14 protein-coding genes are annotated in these 18,481 nt (G+C 57.9%); all 14 read right to left on the bottom strand.

The window, feature by feature from the left end:
- Positions 1–11: 11 nt before the first annotated feature.
- The 14 genes from BMYO_RS01225 to BMYO_RS01160 all read right to left on the bottom strand — a co-directional run bounded on the left by BMYO_RS01225 (position 12) and on the right by BMYO_RS01160 (position 17,251).
- Positions 12–713 carry an acyltransferase gene (locus BMYO_RS01225; RefSeq protein WP_169834002.1) on the bottom strand — a complete coding sequence of 234 codons (702 nt, stop codon included), beginning with the start codon at positions 711–713 and terminating at the stop codon, positions 12–14.
- A gap of 40 nt (positions 714–753) precedes the next feature.
- Positions 754–1,476 carry a glycosyltransferase family 32 protein gene (locus tag BMYO_RS01220; protein WP_094666759.1) on the bottom strand — a complete coding sequence of 241 codons (723 nt, stop codon included), beginning with the start codon at positions 1,474–1,476 and terminating at the stop codon, positions 754–756.
- Entirely contained in the window at positions 1,473–2,810 is a 1,338-nt protein-coding gene (locus tag BMYO_RS01215; RefSeq protein WP_143249083.1) for a 3-phosphoshikimate 1-carboxyvinyltransferase, read from the bottom strand. Before BMYO_RS01215 ends, BMYO_RS01220 begins: the two co-directional genes overlap by 4 nt.
- A 74-nt stretch (positions 2,811–2,884) precedes the next feature.
- A complete protein-coding gene (locus BMYO_RS01210; protein WP_094666757.1) occupies positions 2,885–3,946 on the bottom strand; it encodes a glycosyltransferase family 2 protein in 1,062 nt (353 codons plus the stop codon).
- Between the two features lie 11 nt (positions 3,947–3,957).
- A complete protein-coding gene (locus BMYO_RS01205; RefSeq protein ID WP_094666756.1) occupies positions 3,958–4,488 on the bottom strand; it encodes an acyltransferase in 531 nt (176 codons plus the stop codon).
- 24 nt (positions 4,489–4,512) lie between these two features.
- Positions 4,513–5,298 carry a hypothetical protein gene (locus tag BMYO_RS01200; RefSeq protein ID WP_094666755.1) on the bottom strand — a complete coding sequence of 262 codons (786 nt, stop codon included), beginning with the start codon at positions 5,296–5,298 and terminating at the stop codon, positions 4,513–4,515.
- A complete protein-coding gene (gene pssE / locus BMYO_RS01195) occupies positions 5,295–6,971 on the bottom strand; it encodes a PssE/Cps14G family polysaccharide biosynthesis glycosyltransferase (protein WP_094666754.1) in 1,677 nt (558 codons plus the stop codon). The genes BMYO_RS01200 and pssE overlap by 4 nt, the downstream gene beginning before the upstream one ends.
- Before the next feature lie 26 nt (positions 6,972–6,997).
- The gene (gene pssD, locus BMYO_RS01190; protein WP_094666753.1) at positions 6,998–7,468 is read right to left on the bottom strand and encodes a PssD/Cps14F family polysaccharide biosynthesis glycosyltransferase; all 471 of its coding nucleotides are present in this window, start codon (positions 7,466–7,468) and stop codon (positions 6,998–7,000) included.
- A gap of 96 nt (positions 7,469–7,564) precedes the next feature.
- Entirely contained in the window at positions 7,565–8,803 is a 1,239-nt protein-coding gene (locus BMYO_RS01185) for a nucleotide sugar dehydrogenase (RefSeq protein WP_094666805.1), read from the bottom strand.
- A gap of 284 nt (positions 8,804–9,087) precedes the next feature.
- Positions 9,088–10,539, bottom strand: a complete 1,452-nt coding sequence (locus BMYO_RS01180; RefSeq protein WP_233427971.1) for a tyrosine-protein kinase domain-containing protein — start codon at positions 10,537–10,539, stop codon at positions 9,088–9,090.
- Between the two features lie 256 nt (positions 10,540–10,795).
- Positions 10,796–12,643, bottom strand: a complete 1,848-nt coding sequence (locus tag BMYO_RS01175) for a DUF4012 domain-containing protein (protein ID WP_094666752.1) — start codon at positions 12,641–12,643, stop codon at positions 10,796–10,798.
- Positions 12,644–12,849: 206 nt separating this feature from the next.
- Positions 12,850–14,415, bottom strand: a complete 1,566-nt coding sequence (locus tag BMYO_RS01170; RefSeq protein WP_420807271.1) for a sugar transferase — start codon at positions 14,413–14,415, stop codon at positions 12,850–12,852.
- Positions 14,416–14,634: 219 nt separating this feature from the next.
- Positions 14,635–15,207 (bottom strand): hypothetical protein, encoded by a 573-nt coding sequence (locus BMYO_RS01165; RefSeq protein WP_094666751.1) that lies wholly within the window; start codon positions 15,205–15,207, stop codon positions 14,635–14,637.
- 358 nt (positions 15,208–15,565) lie between these two features.
- A complete protein-coding gene (locus BMYO_RS01160; protein WP_169834001.1) occupies positions 15,566–17,251 on the bottom strand; it encodes an MDR family MFS transporter in 1,686 nt (561 codons plus the stop codon).
- Positions 17,252–18,481 lie beyond the last annotated feature (1,230 nt).

Raw genomic sequence — 18,481 nt, 5'->3', positions numbered from 1 at the left:
GCCGTGTGCAACTACCGCACACTGGCAAGGAACTCTTCCATGCTGTCAAACATCGGCTTATGCCGACGCAGGCACGCATTGGACATGGATTCGTTACCGACCAATCTCATCACTGCGCTCCATGGCTCCTCCAACCGATCCGGATTGTTGTTGAACAGCCAGAAGAACTCATGCAGTTCCCGTGCGCCCGGGTCTCGGCCGTATTCCTTGCGATATTCGCGAACTAGTTCAACCGCCTCGTCATATTGTCGCTTCTCACGCTTGTTCCTGTAGGCTTCCAACGTCGAAATGACGCGAACAGGATTCCCTGCGGCAACGCAATTACTGGGAATGTCGATGTTCACCAGACTGTTCGCACCGATGATTACGTTGTCGCCGATGGTGACGCCTTTGAGAATGGTCGCTTGCATGCCAATGAACACATTGTTGCCGATGGTGACCTTGCCTGAAGATCCCAGGACTTCACCGTAGGCGCCCTTCAATACCGACCAATCGTAGCCATGGGTGAGTATGGTGACTCCATTAGTGATTTGCACATCATCGCCAATTTCCAACAACCAGGGGCGAGTCAAGTCAATGGTATTGGTGGTAGGCGAGAAAAATGTAGTCCGCTCCCCCACTTTGACACCTTTTTTACGTAAAAATGACACATAAGCACGTGAGTCCGCTTTAGGCCCAATTACCATACGCCGTATCAACTGCTTGAATTTCATGGCAACCTCTTGATGTTTCGTCACACGTTTTTTGATTGCTTTATTTCTTGAACGCTTTTTTGACCAAGACCAGTTTGTTGAAGGCGGTCTCTCCCACCAATCGCTTAACCGTACGTGCGATTTTCTTCTTAGGTGGTTGCCACGTGGCAGAGTATTGATGGATGCTAACTGTGTTGGCGGTCATGTTAATCTTGCCGGTCAGGTAATCCTTGGGCGCGAAGTAATCAGTCGGATAGATTGTCATCTCTCCATCGAGGGTCTGCATTGTATTGTCTTGGAGCAAACCATAGTTCATCAGAAAACGGGTGATGTAATGGGGACTCGGCGTAAGGTTGAGTTCGCCTTGCTCATCCACGAAGACCAGCTCGTCGTACATATCGCGCAGGCCCTTAATCAGAGGGTTGCCGGCTTCGGCACCAAAGCCGATGCCGCCGTTAATCCACTCGCCACTCTCGAAGCCCATATAGGCTTTGTTCACCAGCAATTCGTCAAGCGGCTTCACCAGTTCCACATCGGTATCGAGATAGATTCCGCCATGCGTGTAAATGATATCGAACCGAGCATAATCGGGGACGAACCCCCACTTCTTACGGTCATAGGCCTCGGCCATATACCGGTTTTTATGCACATCATAGTTGGATTCATCCCATCGCACGATTTCGTAATCCGGAGCGAACTTCTTCCAACTCTCCATGCAACGACGCTCCTTTTTAGGCAAAGGACCGCCACCGAACCAACAGTAATGAATGACTTTGGGAATCATTTCGTTCTCCTCGCTTGTAGACCGTTCTTGGTATCGATATAAGGCAAAGAAAGAATCAGCATCAGCAAAAAGGCAGATGGCTCCAAACGCAACATAATATTGTAGAAAAACAGGACTATCATGAGGACGCACGTTGTCTGAACCACAATATCGTACTGATTATCCGAAGCCATTGTTCTCGCTTTGTTGAAAATAACAACAATAATCAGCAAATACAGGATTATGCCAACAAAGCCGGTTTCAATGAACATCCATATGGCATGAAACCATTGATAATTTAAATATGAATACTGTGCATAAAAGTCACTGGTAAAGAAATTCGTATAATCGGCATTGCCAAGACCGATTCCGAACATCTCCAGCAATGGGTCATTACGGAAAATATAATCAGCAACAGTCCCGATACCAGTGAATCTATTCAAATCACCAGAGCCATTGTAGCCAGTATCACGCGTTGCGTAATCCAAATATCCCTGAAGACTATAATTATCGGCGTAGGTGCTGGAGCCTCCACTGTTAAGCGCAATAAAGTACATCGATGCGGTGGAAAGAACAACACCACCAACCGCGAACGCAATGATCGCCCTCCACGATACCCCTCTCCGGAAAGCCGTGAACACGACGATAACAACAAGCTCTACCAGAAATACTTTCAGCTCTGCTGTGGCCGACATATAAATAGCGGCGATGCATGCACATGCGAATACGAGCGTATTCACGCGATGGTTGAAAAACCGAGAACAAATGTCAATAAGATACAGACATAGGATAAGGTTCAGAGGTAGATTACTTCCAGAAAAGTTCCAGAATATCCCACCAATCATATCGCCGACAATGGTACCTTCGGGATATGTTATCAGGAATCTTTCGACGGTGCACAATGGAACGGAAATCCAAAACACCACACGAATGACACGCAACACTATTGCAAAATCTGTTTTCTTTAAGAAAACAATACATGAATAGAAGAACATGAAATAACGGACAATATTCCGATATCCCCACAACAATATTGCTATACGCTCACCAGATATGATGCCACCAATAGCACCAAAGGAGCAATATAAAGTCATAAGACCGATGACTACGGTAGCGGACCGCGATAACTTTTTCCGTTCGTACAACGCCAATACAAATACTAGACAATTCAACGCATCATTACCATACAGAAGCACCCGAGGAAGATGCAACGTATACACAGTAGCGTAGGAAAAGAAAAAATACGCCTGAGCGCAAAGAAGCCATGCCACGCCATATGAGGATGGCGTAAACCTGTTCCTCATCCACTTGCGAATATCTGCATGGCGAATCCACGACGCCGTTAATCGCCCCATATCCTACTCCAACAATATACGCGGTTAATTAGTGCTCTGCATTCATTCATCTCAATCATCATTCGCCGTCATAATCAGAACCGGCGGTTCTTTTTCAGACGCTTCAGGGAAACCAACAGTATGGCTGCAAGAGTCCAACGATGGGCGATGCACATATTCATCATCTTCAGCTGGAAAGGGTTGCGCCGATATGGATATCGCGCGATAACCGTGCGCACGTCCTGATCATTGATGATATGTTTCACTGCCGCATAAGCATCGTAATCCTTATAAACCCGACCGTGAGAGACCACCATGCCAATGAAATGACGGACACGACCTAAGAAATACCGGTCCAACCGCATACGATATGCATCGGTATCACAGATTTTTTTCAAATCTTCATCCATACGTGAATATTGTTTTTTCTGCCGTTCAAGAAAACCCTCGTCAAAAGAATGAGTAAGCGACGCATTGTTGGTATATCGGTAGAAATACAGGGGTTTGTCAATGTAAGTTACACAGACCGCATGCTGCAGATAAGCGATGTCGAAAATGACGTCTTCCGAAATGAATTCACGTTCAGACGGGAAACGAACGTCATGCTTACGAATTACACCCATCGAAAACAGTGCGAAGCAGGTCGACATGGATAGCAATGCCTCCCTGTCGGTCTCCGGCTTGCCTGCGATCATCTCGAGCAATACATGGTCGATGATGTCGCTATCACGGAATGTACGGTTATTGTATGCCGCCGGTCGTGGTCTGACATTGTTTTCGTCATAGTATTCGGCATACCCGCAGTAGCTGGTATCGGCACCTGTCTTTTCCAACTGCGCGTACAGTTCCTCCACCATGCGGGTATCCACGAAATCATCGGAATCAAGAAACATCACGAATTCGCCCTTGGCGACGTCCAAACCACTGTTGCGCGCCATTCCAAGGCCGGCGTTTCGCTTATGCACCACGCGGATGCGGTCATCCTGACCAGCCAGGCGGTCGCACATCTCACCGGATGAATCCGTCGACCCGTCATCCACCAGAATGATTTCGAGATGCCTATACGTTTGGCGCAATACGCTCTCGACGCACTGTTGCAGATACTGTTCCACGTTATACACCGGAACGACAACGCTAATCAATGGGTTTGCACTCATCGCATTTCCTCTCACACAATAAAGCCATATGGCTCGTCGTCAAGAATTTGACGCATCTCACTCTTGCGTTCCTGAGTCACGCCGCCACGCTTGGTGTATGAGGCGTCGAAGGTACGTCCCGACGCCATGCGCTTTTCATTCTTAACCTTGAACTCTTCGTAGCTTTGAATGACCTTCGCGGGCGCACCTGCCACCACCGTATTCGATGGAATCTCTCCACCAACAATGCTGCCCGCGCCAATTACGACGTTATCCCCGATGATGGTGTTGGGCAGGATGATGCTTTTCGCTCCGACGAACACATTGTCGCCAATCACCACCGCGCCGACCTTGGAATAGCCGATTGCCTTCTTGGTGCTGCCATCGTGGCACAGCACCAGCACATCCGGAGCCAACGTGACGTTATTGCCAATGGTAATGAGCCATGGGAAAGAGGAATCGAGGAACGCGCCCCGTTCAAGTTGGAAATTCGATCCAATGGTTGCGCCTTCACGCACCCACTTTTTGATGCGTATCTGACGAACCTTAGTATCAAACAACATCACAATCACCTCCAAGCAATACACTCACAACAACGACTTCACTGAGTCCACAAAGAACTTGGGGAAATACATGCTTACTTCGCCATGGTCTTTGTAAGACCGCACATCTTCAACCAGCGTGCACTCTCGCTTGCGAAGCGCCTGCAGCAAATCACTGATGTGGTCGGCGTAGGTGTGTTCCTCCGTGGAATAGTGCAGAAACACAGTCTGCGCCTTGTCAGGAACTCGCTGCTCGATGCGGGCGAGCAAATGTCCGTCAAGAACACGCGTCACCTCGTCATGGTCATGACCGGCCGCGATGCCCCGAAGCGTGACCGCATTGGCCGGCGCGTTCAGATACCTGCCAAGCCAGAACTGGGGCGCGCCGGCGATGATTTCGGCACCCAAGCCCCGGCCTGCGTATTGCATGCCGAAATCTAGTGCCGCCCAACCGCCTTTTGAGGAACCACCGAAGCAAACCTTCCGTAGCTCAGAACGCTTGAGGAACATATCGATCAGCGCCTTGGTCGCCTGCTCCATCTCAAACTGCGGGTACGCACCGAGGTAATAGCCGCCGCGATGATCCTCGCCGAAATCATCGAGGATGAACAGCTTGTTGACCGACACATCCTTCAGCGTTCGCATGTAGTTATATCGGGCGGGGATACCGGCACGCGTGCATGCGCTGAACACCACCAGCAACCGGTCGGAACCCTTACACGGCTGGTACATGTATTTCAGCGTGGTATTGCCGTATCGGAATTTGCGCTCCTGCACGGCTTGCTTCAGCAGTGTGGTAGCGAATTCAATGTACTTGGAGAGCTTTTTCACAGTGCTTCCTCCACCGCCTTCCGATACACTCCGGCGATGGTCCGGAAATACCCCGCATCATCGAACTCGCGTTCGGCGAGCGCCCGGGAGACATGCGAGAACGCCTCGTACCGCGCACGGTCCGACGCGATCCGCGCCAAAGCATCGGCGAGCGCATCCACGTCGCCCGGCTCGACCAGATAGCCGTTTTCGCCGCCATGCACGGCTGCGGCCATGTCGCCCACGTTCGTGGCGACCACCGGCATGCCGTAGCTGATGGCTTCCAGCACGGCCACGGGCAGTCCCTCGTTGTAGGAGGGCAACACCAGCGCCTGGCTGCGTTCGAACAAGGCGCGCTTCCCGTCGCCGTCGGTCCAGCCGGCGAATTCCACGGCGGCGCCAAAATCGCCCGCATCGCCGTTTTCAGTGCCGCCGTCCCCGGCATCCGTCCCGGCCAGCAGTCCGAGCGCCCTGGCCTTTGCCTTGAGCTCGTCCTCCTGCGCGCCGGTACCGGCGATCACCACGCGCATGGAGCCCAAGCGGCCCGTATCGCGCAATCGGGCCACCGCGTCCAGCAAATCACCCACACCCTTGCGTTGGATGAGCACGCCCATGAACAGCACGCGGAACGGCTCGCCGTCCTGCGGCCAACGCACGGTCACGCCCGGCATGTGCACGGTGTTGCTCACCACCACGGTACGAGCGGCGGGTTCGATTGCCTTGATGCGTTCGTTCCACTGCTCGCCCAGCACCACGACGGCCGAGGCCTCACGCAGCATGGCACGAATCCGGTCCTGCTGCGCGGGCTTGCACGCCGCATACCACTTGGCGAATTCGGAACCATGCATATGAATCACATCGGGCACGCCATACTTGCGGCACAGCTTGTGCACCTGATACTTGCGCACAAAGCTGCCCTTGTACGATATATGGATGTGCACCACGTCCGGCCGCGCCACAGAGCTGGCCAGCAGCCTGCGGATGCGCGCCAGAGCCCGCGCGAAGAACAGGGTCTTCTTCACCGGATTCGAGACGATGTACGTGGGGATGAACCTGAGATTCACGCCGTCACCGGCCCAGTCATAATCCATCAGCTGACCTATCACGCTGGTGATGCCGCCCTTCACGGCAGGATCATTGCCCACCATGAGCACACGGAGGTTCCGCCCCTCGTGGTTCCCGCGGTTCCGCTCCCCCACCGGCTCCGCCCCCATCACTTCGGAGCGAATGAACCCATCAATCGACTCGACAATCGCGTGCGTATTGGACCGGAACGGCTTGTACTCGGTATGCTTCACCTCGTTCAGGGCCTCGGCGAGCTGCGAACAGTCATCGCAGCCGCAGATGATGCCCATCTGCCTGAATTCCGCGATGAGCTGCAGCTGATGGTCATCCACATGCTCGCCATACTTGGCGAGACGCGGCACGGCGATGACCTTCTTGCCCTTCTTCACCGCGCCGATAATCGCACCGGTACCGCCATGCGTGATGACGATATCGGCCTCGTCCATCCGTGCGGCGAACTCGTCCCGGTCGAGGAACCGTTTGAACGAATAATGCTTGGGCTCATAATCGCTGTAACCGCTCTGGGCGAACACCGGTTCCGCGATCACGCCGGAATCCACCAGCTCGTCCACCGCCTTGAGCAGACGGTCGAACTGGAACTTCTGCGAACCAAGGGTGATGAAAATCATGCGCACTCCGTCCCTGAGTAGATGTTTCAGTAGATGCTGCCCAGGCAGATGGCGTTCGGATAGCTCCGCTTCATGCTGTCCCACTGCACATAGAATCGGTCCGCGAACCGGTACAGCAACTGTCCGGATTCCGTGGCCGAGGTGACTTTGGCGAACGACTCAATATAAATGAGTTTCCTGCCGAACAGCTTCATCAGCAGACACATCGGCAGCATGGCGAGCACACCTGTGCAGATGATCACATCGGGGCGTTCCTTGAGGAAGATGCCAAGGCAGCGGAAGCCGTTGCCGATGAGCTTGAGCAGGACCATACGCTCCTTGCGGTTGATCTGCGGCACATAATAAGTACGAGTGCCCCTGTCCTTGGCCTGATACTGCGTGCGCTCGGTAAGCACGAAGCTGTCGTAACGCTCCATCAACGGCTTCAGCATCATCAGCTGCTCGTAATGGCCGCCTGAGGACGCGGCGAAGCATAGCTTAGGCGATGACGTACTCATGAGGTCTCCTTTCGTCCGTCCGACGATGGCTCTGCGGGTCGGCGATGCATCCCCACGGCATCTACGTAACGGGAATCGCGGGCCGCCGACGACGATTCAGTCCCTGCGGAAGAGATCCCGCGTATACACCTTGTCGTTCACATCGTCCAGCACGGCGTCGTAGCGGTTCGCGAGAATGGCGTCGCTGCGGCGCTTGAATTCGTCGAGGTCATTGACCACTTCGCTACCGAAGAATGTGGAACCGTCCTCCAGCGTCGGCTCGTAGATGATGACCGTGGCGCCCTTGGCCTTGATGCGCTTCATCACGCCTTGGATGGCGGACTGGCGGAAGTTGTCCGAATTCGCCTTCATGGTCAGGCGGAACACCCCCACGACCACGGGCCGTTCGTCGGATGCGTCGTATTCGTTGTTCTCGCTATACCCGTAGTACCCGGTTTTGTTCAGCACCTGATCGGCAATGAAGTCCTTACGGGTGGCGTTGGATTCCACAATGGCCTCGATGAGGTTCTCCGGCACATCCTGGTAGTTGGCGAGCAGTTGCTTCGTGTCCTTGGGCAGGCAGTAGCCGCCATAGCCGAAACTGGGGTTGTTGTAGTGCGTGCCGATGCGCGGGTCCAGACACACGCCATCGATAATCTGGCGCGTGTCGAGCCCCTTGGACTCGGCGTACGTGTCGAGTTCGTTGAAGTAGGAGACGCGCAGCGCCAGATAGGTGTTGGCGAACAGCTTCACGGCCTCCGCCTCGGTGAAGCCCATGATCAGCGTTGTGACATCCTGTGCGATGGCGCTTTCCTGCAGCAGTCCGGCGAAGGTGCGGGCGGCTTCCATCAGACGTTCGTCCTCGAGATCGGTGCCCACCACGATGCGACTCGGGTAGAGATTGTCGTACAGGGCCTTGGATTCGCGCAGGAACTCCGGGCTGAAGATGATGTTCCGCGATCCGCTCTTGTCGCGAATGGCCTTCGTATAGCCCACCGGAATCGTGGATTTGATGACCATGATCGCGTTCGGGTTGACTCTCATGACCAAATCGATGACGGCTTCCACCGCGGAGGTGTCGAAGAAGTTCCGCTTGCTGTCATAGTTGGTCGGCGCGGCGATGATGACGAAATCCGCGTCGGCATAGGCCCGCTCGCCGTCCAGCGTGGCGGTGAGGTTCAGCTCCTTCTCCGCGAGGAAGCGCTCGATATACTCGTCCTGGATGGGCGATGTGCGGGCGTTGATCATGTCCACCTTCGCGGGCACGATGTCCACGGCCGTGACCTGATGGCGCTGTGCAAGGAGCACGCTCAGGCTCAGCCCCACGTAGCCGGTGCCGGCCACTGCGATATTCAGGGACGTGCGTTCAGTCATCGGTGAACCTCTTTCCTCAATACGATCATCAGGAGTGTGTGACGGCGCCGGCATTGCAGCGCTTTGATTGGTATGGACGGTGGAGTGGTTTGCAGTGGAGTGGTTTGTCCCGCCCATAGATTTTCGACTTTTCCCTTCCCCAGTCGGATTCGCCGCCAGCCCCTCTTCTTCAGAAGAGGGAGCCAACGCTCAGGCCGGTGCAAGACGGACCAGTAAGTGTTTTGCAGAGGGAATCTGCGGGGCGTGGCACAGGTCACAGGACGTGCTCAGCGTTTCTCGGCGTCGCGGTGTTTGGAGCCGGTGTCCCGATGCCTGCTCCCGTATCCCGACTTGGTGTTGCCGTAATAGTAGTAGTAACCGGACTTGCGGGACTTGTCCTGCTCGGCGTAGTTGATGGCCACGCCGGCCGCGTGGATGTCGAGCGTTTCCAGTTCCTGGGTGGTCTGGCGAAGGACATTCTTTTCCGTGACCCCGATTCCCGCCACGAGCAGCAGTTCGGGCCCCTCCTTGGCGAACACTGCGGCATCGTTGGCCACCTGCATCGGGGCGGTATCCACAATCACGTAGTCGTAGGCGCCGGCCACCTGTTCGATAAGCGCCTTCAGGGCACGGGAGTTGAGCAGAATGCTCGGGTTCATGCTTTGCATACCTGCGGGCAGCACATGCAGGTTCTGCTTCCAATACCGTTGGATGGCATCCTGCGAGGAGACCTGATTGGTGATGAGGTGGGTCAGGCCCACATTGCCGTCGATACCGAGCTTGTCGGCGATGGACGGGTTGCGCACATCGGTGTCGATGAGCAGCACCTTGCCGCCGTTCTCGGCGAAGGCGGTGGCCAGATTGACGCAGAGCGTGGTCTTGCCTTCGGACGGACCGGCGGAGGTCACCACGATCACATTGGACTGGGGACCATCCGGCAGCGCGAACATAAGATTGGTGCGGAGTCGTCGCACCTCCTCGGCTTCACGGGAGGCGGGCTTGGCGATGATGACCGGGGTCTTGTCCGCGTATGCCTCATCGCGGCTCAGGCTGCCCAGCACGGGCGACTCCACGATGCCGGTGACATCGGAATCAAGGCGGACGCGGGTATCCATCAGGTCCTTGATCAGTGCGGCCACGATGCCGAGGATGATGCCGCAGGCCACACCGGCCATGAGATTGCGCGGGATGTTCGGCGAGCTGGGGGAGGCGGGTGCGTACGCCTGCTGCACCACCGTCAGATTCACGGGGGATACGATCTTATCGCCCTCATCGGTGTACAGGGTGGACGTCACCTGTTTCTTCAGACTCTCGGCGACCGCATTGGCGATGCTCGACGCCGTCTTCGGATCGGGGTTCTTCACGGAGAGGTCCACCAGCATAGTGCCGTCCGGGTTCGATGCGGTGACGCTTTGGGCGAGCACACTCACCGTCGTGTTCAGCCCCAGATCGTCAATCACCGGCTGAAGCACGGATTCGGTCTTCACCAGCTGGGGATACGTCCGGATCTGGCTGTTGATGTAATTCGCGCCGGAACTCAATTCGCCGGCATTGCCCGAACTGCCCGTCTCCCCGGAGCCTGCGGAGGTGCGGTACGTGGCCAGCAATTCGGCGGTGGCCATATATTGCGTGGTCCGCGTGAATGTGTAGCAGGCCATCGCCACCGTCACGACCACAAGCGTGATCACCGCGGTGATGAGGTGCTTCTTCAGCACATGAACAATGTCAAGAATCGTCACTTGGCGCTCCGTTCCCAGCCGGGGACTTCAATTCAGGATTGTTGTGTATCTGTTCAAGTTTAGCGAGAAGGGGGTACCCCTATTGATAAAGGGGTGTCAGGTGGTGGCCCGGCTTGCTCACGATTGAGGATTTCGGATGTTTTCCTCCCCGGTCAGCTTCGCCGGCAGCCCCCCCTCATCAAAGGGAGCAACCTGGCGGCCGATTTCGGGAGGCTCGGCTTCTCCGCCAGCCCGTCCCGCGATTGCCGACAAACCGCTAGTCAATCATCGGCGTCTGGCGCACAGTCAGGGCGGTATCGCCGGCGGCGGGGCTCGCCAGTACGCGAACGGTGGTGGTGAACCGCTCCCCCGGCTCCAACGTCACGGTCTTCACCCCTACGGTCAGCCCCTCATGGGTGGCAATCTGATCGAAATCCTCGGTCCAATCCACCAGACGACCTCCGGCCGGCGCGTATACATACAGCACCGTTTCAATCTCCCCATGCCTGGGCCTGTGATCAGCGGTGTATCCGCGCAGCAATACCGGCGTGTTGGATATGCTCGCAGCATCCGCGGTGTTCGTCAACGTGATATCGAGTGTGTACTGCCTGGCACCGTTCGGATAGGTTTTCTCATAGGTGGCCTTGACCTCACGGTCCAGATACCAGTCCATTTTGCCCATCGTGCCGTCGTTGAGATAGACGCCGGCCACCGGATTGCCGGGGGCATCGCCTGAAATCAGCGCGCCGGAGACCGCCGTGCCATCCAGCCGGTCCTGCTCCGCCTCGTGGGTGCTGTACACGTACAGATGCCCATCATCCGCCGCCTCCCGCACGACCTTCATCAGACTGCGGCCCTTGCCATCGAGATGATGAAGCACGTGGTCGAACACCTGCGCGGCGGCACTCGAGAAGAAGGCATCCTGCTCGTCCTGGGTGGCGCCGGTCAGATAAATGCGGTTGAGCAACACTTCCGCGGCATTCTCGGCGCTCAGCGTGAGCGTATTCGCGCCACCATCGCCCTGTTCGAGTCCCAGCACCGCCGACGTGATGGTCGAGTCAAGGCTGACCGGGCCGGTAACGGCAAGCAATCTGCCGAGGAACACCGGGTCCACACTGATGACGCCATCCACCTTGCCGTTGCCGGCGCGTTCCCAGATATCGCTGGCGAGTTCGCCAGTGCGCGTGAAGTCCGGTGTGAAGTTCAGATCCTGATAGTCCGTCGCCATGTTGGTGGAAAACAGGTTGCGCTCATCGGCCGTGAGCACGCCACTGGCCTCTCCGGCGCCGAACACCGCATCCGATGGCGGCGTGGCGAAATCGGTGAGGCGTAGGCGGCCGTTGGTGACGGTCAGGGTGCCCCACGAACTGGCGATGCCGCCCGTGGCCCTGAGCTCGGCGTTGTTCTGCGCCAGTATGAGGTACGTGCGGCTAGCTCCGCCATTACCACCGCTGCCGCCATTACCGCTGCCCCCGAGGCCCAGCATCGAAGGCGCGACATCCGCCACCCTGCTGGCCATGTCCGTGAGTGCGGAAAGTCTGCCGATCTGTTCCCGGCCCTGCTCGAGGGCGCTGGTCAGTTGCGGGATGGTCGTAGGTCCCACGGTATTGAGTCGCGCGGCGGCATCGACGATCGACTGGTGTGCGGCGGCCAAGTCGGCCGACGAATCCTCCAGACCGCCCAAGCTGATGACGCCATCCTTGATGCCGATTCGGTCAAGGTCCACGGACCGCAGCATCTTGGTGATTTTCGGGATGCCGTTGTTGGAGACGTCCTCGAGGATGTGGACGGTCTCGCGAATCGCCGTGATATCCGCGCCGTATCTAGGCGTCATGCCGGCGAGCGCCCAGACGGGCTGACTGGTCTGACGATAGGCGGACTGGACATGGTCGGCGAATTCATCAAGGCCATCGGCTGCCTGATCCAGGTCCCCGGACTCGGCAGCGGATTTGACCTGCGAGACGGCCGCCACCGCGGCCTCCACTTCGCCTTTGGCGATCCACGCGGACACGGCGAACCAGCCGGCCAGCGCGCACATCAGCGTCACCATGGCGACAAGAACGCCAAGGATGATGCGGCGACGGCGACGGGCCCGTTTCATACGCGCCACGGCCGCACGGCTCATCCGCCTCCGGGCCGGACGGCCGTTTGCGGATTGGGGCAGATCGTCCTCATGAGACAGGTTCGTTCCGTTCCCTCTGGAACCGGATGTCGTGCCGGGCATAGGTTCGACGATTGACGGGGTCGGCGGGGCAGGCGGAGTCGGCGGAGTCGGCGGCTCAAGGGGCTTACCCGGCTCGAGCGGCTCGGACTGAGGCGTGGGACGGTCCATCAGTAGGCCCCCTTGTGGCTCAGCACGGCACCGACCGTGCGGAACATGAGGTGGATATCGCCCATAATCGACCAGTTCTGCACGTAGGCGACATCCAGCGCCTCGCTTTCCTCGGCGGACAGGTCGGAACGGCCCGACACCTGCCATGGGCCGGTGATACCGGGCTTGACGAGCATGCGCGTGGCATACAGCGTGTTGTAGCGCTCATATTCCTCCGGCAGCGGCGGACGCGGCCCCACCGTGGACATATCCCCCTTGAAGACATTGAGGAACTGCGGCAGTTCGTCAATGGAGAAACGGCGGATGAACCGGCCTATCGGCGTGATGCGAGGGTCGTCCTTCATCTTGAAGATGAACCGGTTGGTCTGGCCGGTCTGTTTGGCCAGTTCGGCCTTGAGCTTGTCCGCATCGGTCACCATCGAACGGAACTTGATCATCTCGAACGGCTTGCCGTTGAGTCCGACGCGGGTCTGCGTGTAGAACACCGGACCGCCATCGGTCAATTTGATGGCGATCGCCACCGGCAGCGTGATGAACAGCGAGCAGACGATGGCCAACGAGGAGACCACCAGATCGAACATGCGCTTGGCGACCCGCACGGACGGCGTGTACTGGGCAAGTCGCTGGGTGATGATGGTGACGCCCTGAATCGAGCGGATCTGGAATTCGTGGTTCGCCGTGTCCGCGGCGGAGGCCAGCATGGCGATCTCCAGGCCGGAGGACTCCATGCGTACGGAGAAGATGTTGTAGTTGTCGGAATACCGGCGCAACTCGTCCGCGACCAGCACGGTCTGGGCGTTCATATCGACGATGCGATGCGCAAGGTCTTGGTCGCGGTACTCGAGCACCGGCAGCGAATCTCCCCAATTGGCGCTGATCTGCCATTCCAGCATCTCGATGTCGGTGTCCGCTTCGATCAGCCCCGTCTCCGGGTTGAACCTGATCGGGCAGACCGCCACCGGCCGGTAGTTGAGCTGTTGGCGACGCCCCAGAAAACGCAGGGTGTTGCCGATGCCCTTCGGCGAGCCGACGATCACCGTGCCGTAGGCGAACTGCCCCGCATCACGGCTGCGCGTAAGGAACATGCGGGAGACGATGCGTTCCATTGCGGTGAGCAGCCAGCCCGCCACCACCATGAGTGTCAAGGTGCGCAGGGGCATTCGGAAACCGAAGATGTAGTCGAGCGTGCAATGCAGCATCCAGCACAACGCCATGCCCTTGACCGGCAGTATGTTCACCTGATAACCGTCGCCCATGATGTGACGATGGTAGATGCCCACGGTCCTCAGCGACCAGATCCAGCAGCATGCGGAGACGACGAGATAGAGCGTGGTGTCCACGGCGAAGCCGAGCCTCTCCGAATAGAACTGCACCCCAGCCGTACGCACATTGAGGACGGTGGCCTCCGCGATGAGGAACATGGCCGCATCCACCAGCATGAGCGCAAGATTGACGAAGAACCGCCAATACAGCACCTGCGACAACTGCCGATCACGCAGCGTTCGGAATTGTTCGTCGGTGCGACCGAGGAACAACCGATTATGCAACTGTGATGACCGAGCCAATATCTCCCCCGCGCTTCCGAACGTCGACCGTATACCATCATGTGCGGCGTCTGTGGCGTTCCAAGCGTCGGAGAAGGGTCAGGCGAGAATGTCGGCGACGACACCATTCCCGGCAAGGAAATCAGGGGAACCGTTCGCATAGGGGTACCCCCGTACCGCGCATAACAGTATACAGAACCCCCTATGACTCACGGGGGTGTTCGGTGTCGGAATCGGGGGTCAGCGGCCGGTTCGGCGGCCGACGCGCTTCTTCAGTTCGTCGATTTCATGCTCAAGCTGGATGATGTAGCGTACCTGCTGACGGATGAGCTGGTCGCGCACGTCATCCTTCACGGACGGGGCATCCTCGGAGCCGTCGTTCGCGGAGGAGGCTACGGCCGAATCCGCATTCGCAGCACCGACACCGACGCCCGATGCACCGGCACCGGCGTCATCGTGACGCGCCGCAGTCGTATCCCTCCCCGGCGCACGGTCTTCGGAATCGGAACCGGCCTCTGCCGAGCCTTCGTCGAGAACACGCTCCCCGGCCGACCCTTGACCGGCGAAAATCTCGGATGCGGACTCCCGCCAGCGGGAGAAGCACCGTTCAATGCGCTTGTACCCGATGAGCTCCGGTGGCAGACCGGCCTTGCGGAACAGATTCACAGGACTGCCACCCCGGTAGTAACTGGTCAGACAGCTGCGCTTGAACTCGTCGGTGTAGGTGATGCGCACGGCCGAAGCGGCGGCCACGGCCGGCAAACTCTCAAGATAGGCAATCTGCTCTTTGGTAAACGGAACCTTGCTGCTCATGGTGTGACGTCGTCTCCCCAAGACATGTACCGCAGGCGTGCGCGCCCCACGGACGGCATGCGGTCGCACTTTACGTTCCGTCATCATCAGGGGTCGCCTTTATGTTCCAATCAGTGTTCAGTACCACGAGGAAGACCAGGTGCACACCTCAAAACCACAACAACACCGTCACTACCTCGTTATGGGATTGTACATGTTAGCGTTCACAGCACCTAGGGGAGACATAGAACTTTCACAATACGAGTCCCATTCAGCCCGCATATCGGACGCTATGGCGCACCTCCGGCATTTTCGCCGGACGGATTGCCGAGCCGCCGGTCAGTCAGTTAGTCGGTCGGTCAGCCGGTCAGTCGGCCAGTCAGCGGACGGGCCGGCGACGGCGCAACCGATTGCGCAGCGCACGCAGCGAAACAGTGTCGCGAGCGCGGCCTGCACCATCTCCTTTGACCCCGAGCGCCACGAGCAGCACCATGACCATGCAGATGCCGGCGGAGATGCGCAACACCCACTGGATGCCGAAGATGGAAGACGCCACAGTGGACGCGCCGGAGGCCTTGCGCCATGCCTCGAACGTCTCCATGAGAATCACCAGCACCGGCGCGCCCACCGCACCCGCGATCTGACGGGCCGTATTCGTCACCGATGATCCGGCCGACACCTCATCGGGGCCATTGAGGCAGTTGAGCGACCATGTGGTGATTGGCATCAGCAGGAATCCCATCCCGATCTGACGCACGAACTGGCAGATCGACACCCACCAGATCCAGGTGTCCATCGACACCAGAGACATGCCCACCGTGCCGACGGCGAGCACCGTCGATCCGAACAGCGCCACCGGCCGGGCGCCGAACCGGTCCATTGCTCGTCCGCCGAAGAACTGGGAGATGCACATGCCGATTGCGCCGGGCAGCATGATCAGACCGCTCATCGTGGCCGAATAGCCGCGGTCGGTCTGGATATAAAGCGGCATGATCACCAGAATCGAGCTGAACGCGAAGAACGCGAGCGATGCGACAATGGTGCCGATGGTGAACGACCGGTTCGCCAGCACGGTGAGATCGAGCAGCGGCGGCTGTGGGCGATCGGCGGCGCGAGGTTCCGACGTCTTCTTCGCGGCGTTTGTCGTGGCCTCAGCGGTCACCACAGACAACGGGGATTGCCCCGACTGCGATGCCGTGTGCAGCTTCTCCCCTGATTCCGATTGCGTCTGCTCCCCCGCCTCGCGGTATCGGCGGCCGGCCCGCAGATTGCGCGCCACGAACCAGACGATGCCCACCAAACCAACGGCCATCGGGACCCAGGTGATCGGCGCGGTAAACCCATAGGTCTCGGAATTGGTGAAGCCGAACATCAGTCCACCGAAGCCGAACACCGAAAGCATCACCGAGAAGAAGTCAGCCTGGACGGTCGGATCGTGCGAGCCGAAATTATGCAGGCCGAACATGGCGGCCAACAGTGAGAACACACCAATGACCGTCATGGTGAGGAAGATGGAACGCCAGCCGTTCGCATCGGTCTGCAAACCGCCCAGCGTCGGACCGATGGCGGGGGCCACGCTCATGGCCATGCCGACGGTGCCCATGGCGAATCCACGGCGTGCCAACGGATATATCGAAAAGACGGTGATCTGCAATACCGGCCACATGACGCCCGTGCCGACGGCCTGCAGTACGCGACCGGCGAGCACCCATACGAAGTTCGGGCCGACCCAAGCCAGTACAGACCCGAGTGTGAACACCACCATCGAGCAGATCACAATCTGGCGCGTGGAGAAACGGCGGGTCAGGAAGGCCGTCAACGGCACCATCACACCCATGACCAGCTGGAACACGGAGGTCAGCCACTGGCCGGTGGTCACCGAGATGCCGAATTCCGAGACAATGGCCGGCAACGCGGAGCTCAGCTGGAGCTGCGCGAAGTTGCCGACGAACGTGATGAACGTCAGAATGGCGATCGACACGAACGCCGCGTGGCTGAGCTTGCCATCCACATACGATTCCTCGCGGCTCAACACTCGCTGCAGTTCGCCGCGCCGGTTGCCCATATTCCCCTTGCCGTTCGCAGATTTCACTCGTACACGCTATACCCAGCTCTACCCAGTTTGACCGGTCTGACCAGTCCAGTCCATATCCCGCCGAGTTGGGCAACCTGACCAGGCTGACAGGGCCCACTGAAGTGGCTTGGCCTTTGTTCCACCTCTACTGTGGGGACGGCTTGCGCCGCTTGTTGTCTATAAGTACTCGTTCTCTGCCTGTTCCGGCGTTCTGGATGATGCGCAACCCCGAGTTGGGGAAGATTTACTCGTTCTCTGCCTGTTCCGGTGTCCTGTAGCCCCGGCCAGAATAGGCGACACACGGTCTCAATCAGCCCAGCCTGTCTATTCCGCCCCGACTTGACTTACTATCAACCCACCCGAACGAGTTGCCCAATCCTTTCTGCCTATTCATGGTCCGGCCAGTCCGGTCTGCCGACCCAAGCCAAATGATCTGGAAGCTCCACAGCTCGGTCAAAATCGGCCTAACACGACCGCTGCTAGCGGATTCCGACCCCATATTGTGCAGCATCCGGTAATCCATTGGCAGCTCCGCTGTCGGATGGCAGCTCCACTGTTGAACCTCGACGGTTGGCTGTCGGTTCTCGACGCATAGCTGTCGGTTCTCGACGCATAGCTGTCGGTTCTCGACGCATAGCTGTCGGTTCCTAACGGTTGAGTGTCGGATTTCGACCGTTCAGTGTCGGACCTCAACGCATGAGTGTCGGATTTCGTACAACATATGTACGAAAACCGACACTCAACCGTCGAAATCCGACAGCCGAACATTGAGGTCCGACACTGAAACGACGAGAACCGACAGCCAACCGTCGAGGTCCGACAGTGTTGAGCTCCGACAGCCAAAGCGCGCCAAAACACGTACTCAGACGTTGGCACTGACTCGTGGGAAAAGTGTGACTCTGTTAAGTCAGAATTGACATACAAGGCGGGTCGGTTGGGCGGATTTCCTCGAGGAATCACCCCATTCGGAATCCGAGCTGATTCACCTATGTCAATTCTGGCTTAACAGAGCCAACAGTTTCGTCGTTTACGCCGTTGAGCCGGCCAGTTATTCCGTTCCGGCTATTCTCCACCAGCTGTTTCCAGCCTAAGCAATCAATTTCAAGTCATTTGCGACTCGACGAGACCGCGGAATTGCAGCGTAGTGGTCTGTCTCGTAATTGTCTGAGCGGTGTTGGCCCCCTCTGGCGAGGGGTCGGCAGCAAAGCTGACTGGGGAGAG

The sequence above is a fragment of the Bifidobacterium myosotis genome (assembly GCF_002259745.1).
Lineage (GTDB): Bacteria > Actinomycetota > Actinomycetes > Actinomycetales > Bifidobacteriaceae > Bifidobacterium > Bifidobacterium myosotis.
The sequence above is the reverse complement of the archived record's forward strand: the minus strand, read 5'-3'. Positions and strand labels throughout refer to the sequence as shown.

What these genes read in the sequence shown, in the direction of transcription:
- BMYO_RS01165 (WP_094666751.1), bottom strand. Translation starts at nt 15,207, where the DNA reads ATGAGCAGCAAGGTTCCGTTTACCAAAGAGCAGATTGCCTATCTTGAG.
- BMYO_RS01215 (WP_143249083.1), bottom strand. Translation starts at nt 2,810, where the DNA reads ATGGGGCGATTAACGGCGTCGTGGATTCGCCATGCAGATATTCGCAAG.
- BMYO_RS01210 (WP_094666757.1), bottom strand. Translation starts at nt 3,946, where the DNA reads ATGAGTGCAAACCCATTGATTAGCGTTGTCGTTCCGGTGTATAACGTG.
- BMYO_RS01225 (WP_169834002.1), bottom strand. Translation starts at nt 713, where the DNA reads ATGAAATTCAAGCAGTTGATACGGCGTATGGTAATTGGGCCTAAAGCG.
- BMYO_RS01160 (WP_169834001.1), bottom strand. Translation starts at nt 17,251, where the DNA reads ATGGGCAACCGGCGCGGCGAACTGCAGCGAGTGTTGAGCCGCGAGGAA.
- BMYO_RS01175 (WP_094666752.1), bottom strand. Translation starts at nt 12,643, where the DNA reads ATGAGCCGTGCGGCCGTGGCGCGTATGAAACGGGCCCGTCGCCGTCGC.
- pssE (WP_094666754.1), bottom strand. Translation starts at nt 6,971, where the DNA reads ATGATTTTCATCACCCTTGGTTCGCAGAAGTTCCAGTTCGACCGTCTG.
- BMYO_RS01205 (WP_094666756.1), bottom strand. Translation starts at nt 4,488, where the DNA reads ATGTTGTTTGATACTAAGGTTCGTCAGATACGCATCAAAAAGTGGGTG.
- BMYO_RS01220 (WP_094666759.1), bottom strand. Translation starts at nt 1,476, where the DNA reads ATGATTCCCAAAGTCATTCATTACTGTTGGTTCGGTGGCGGTCCTTTG.
- pssD (WP_094666753.1), bottom strand. Translation starts at nt 7,468, where the DNA reads ATGAGTACGTCATCGCCTAAGCTATGCTTCGCCGCGTCCTCAGGCGGC.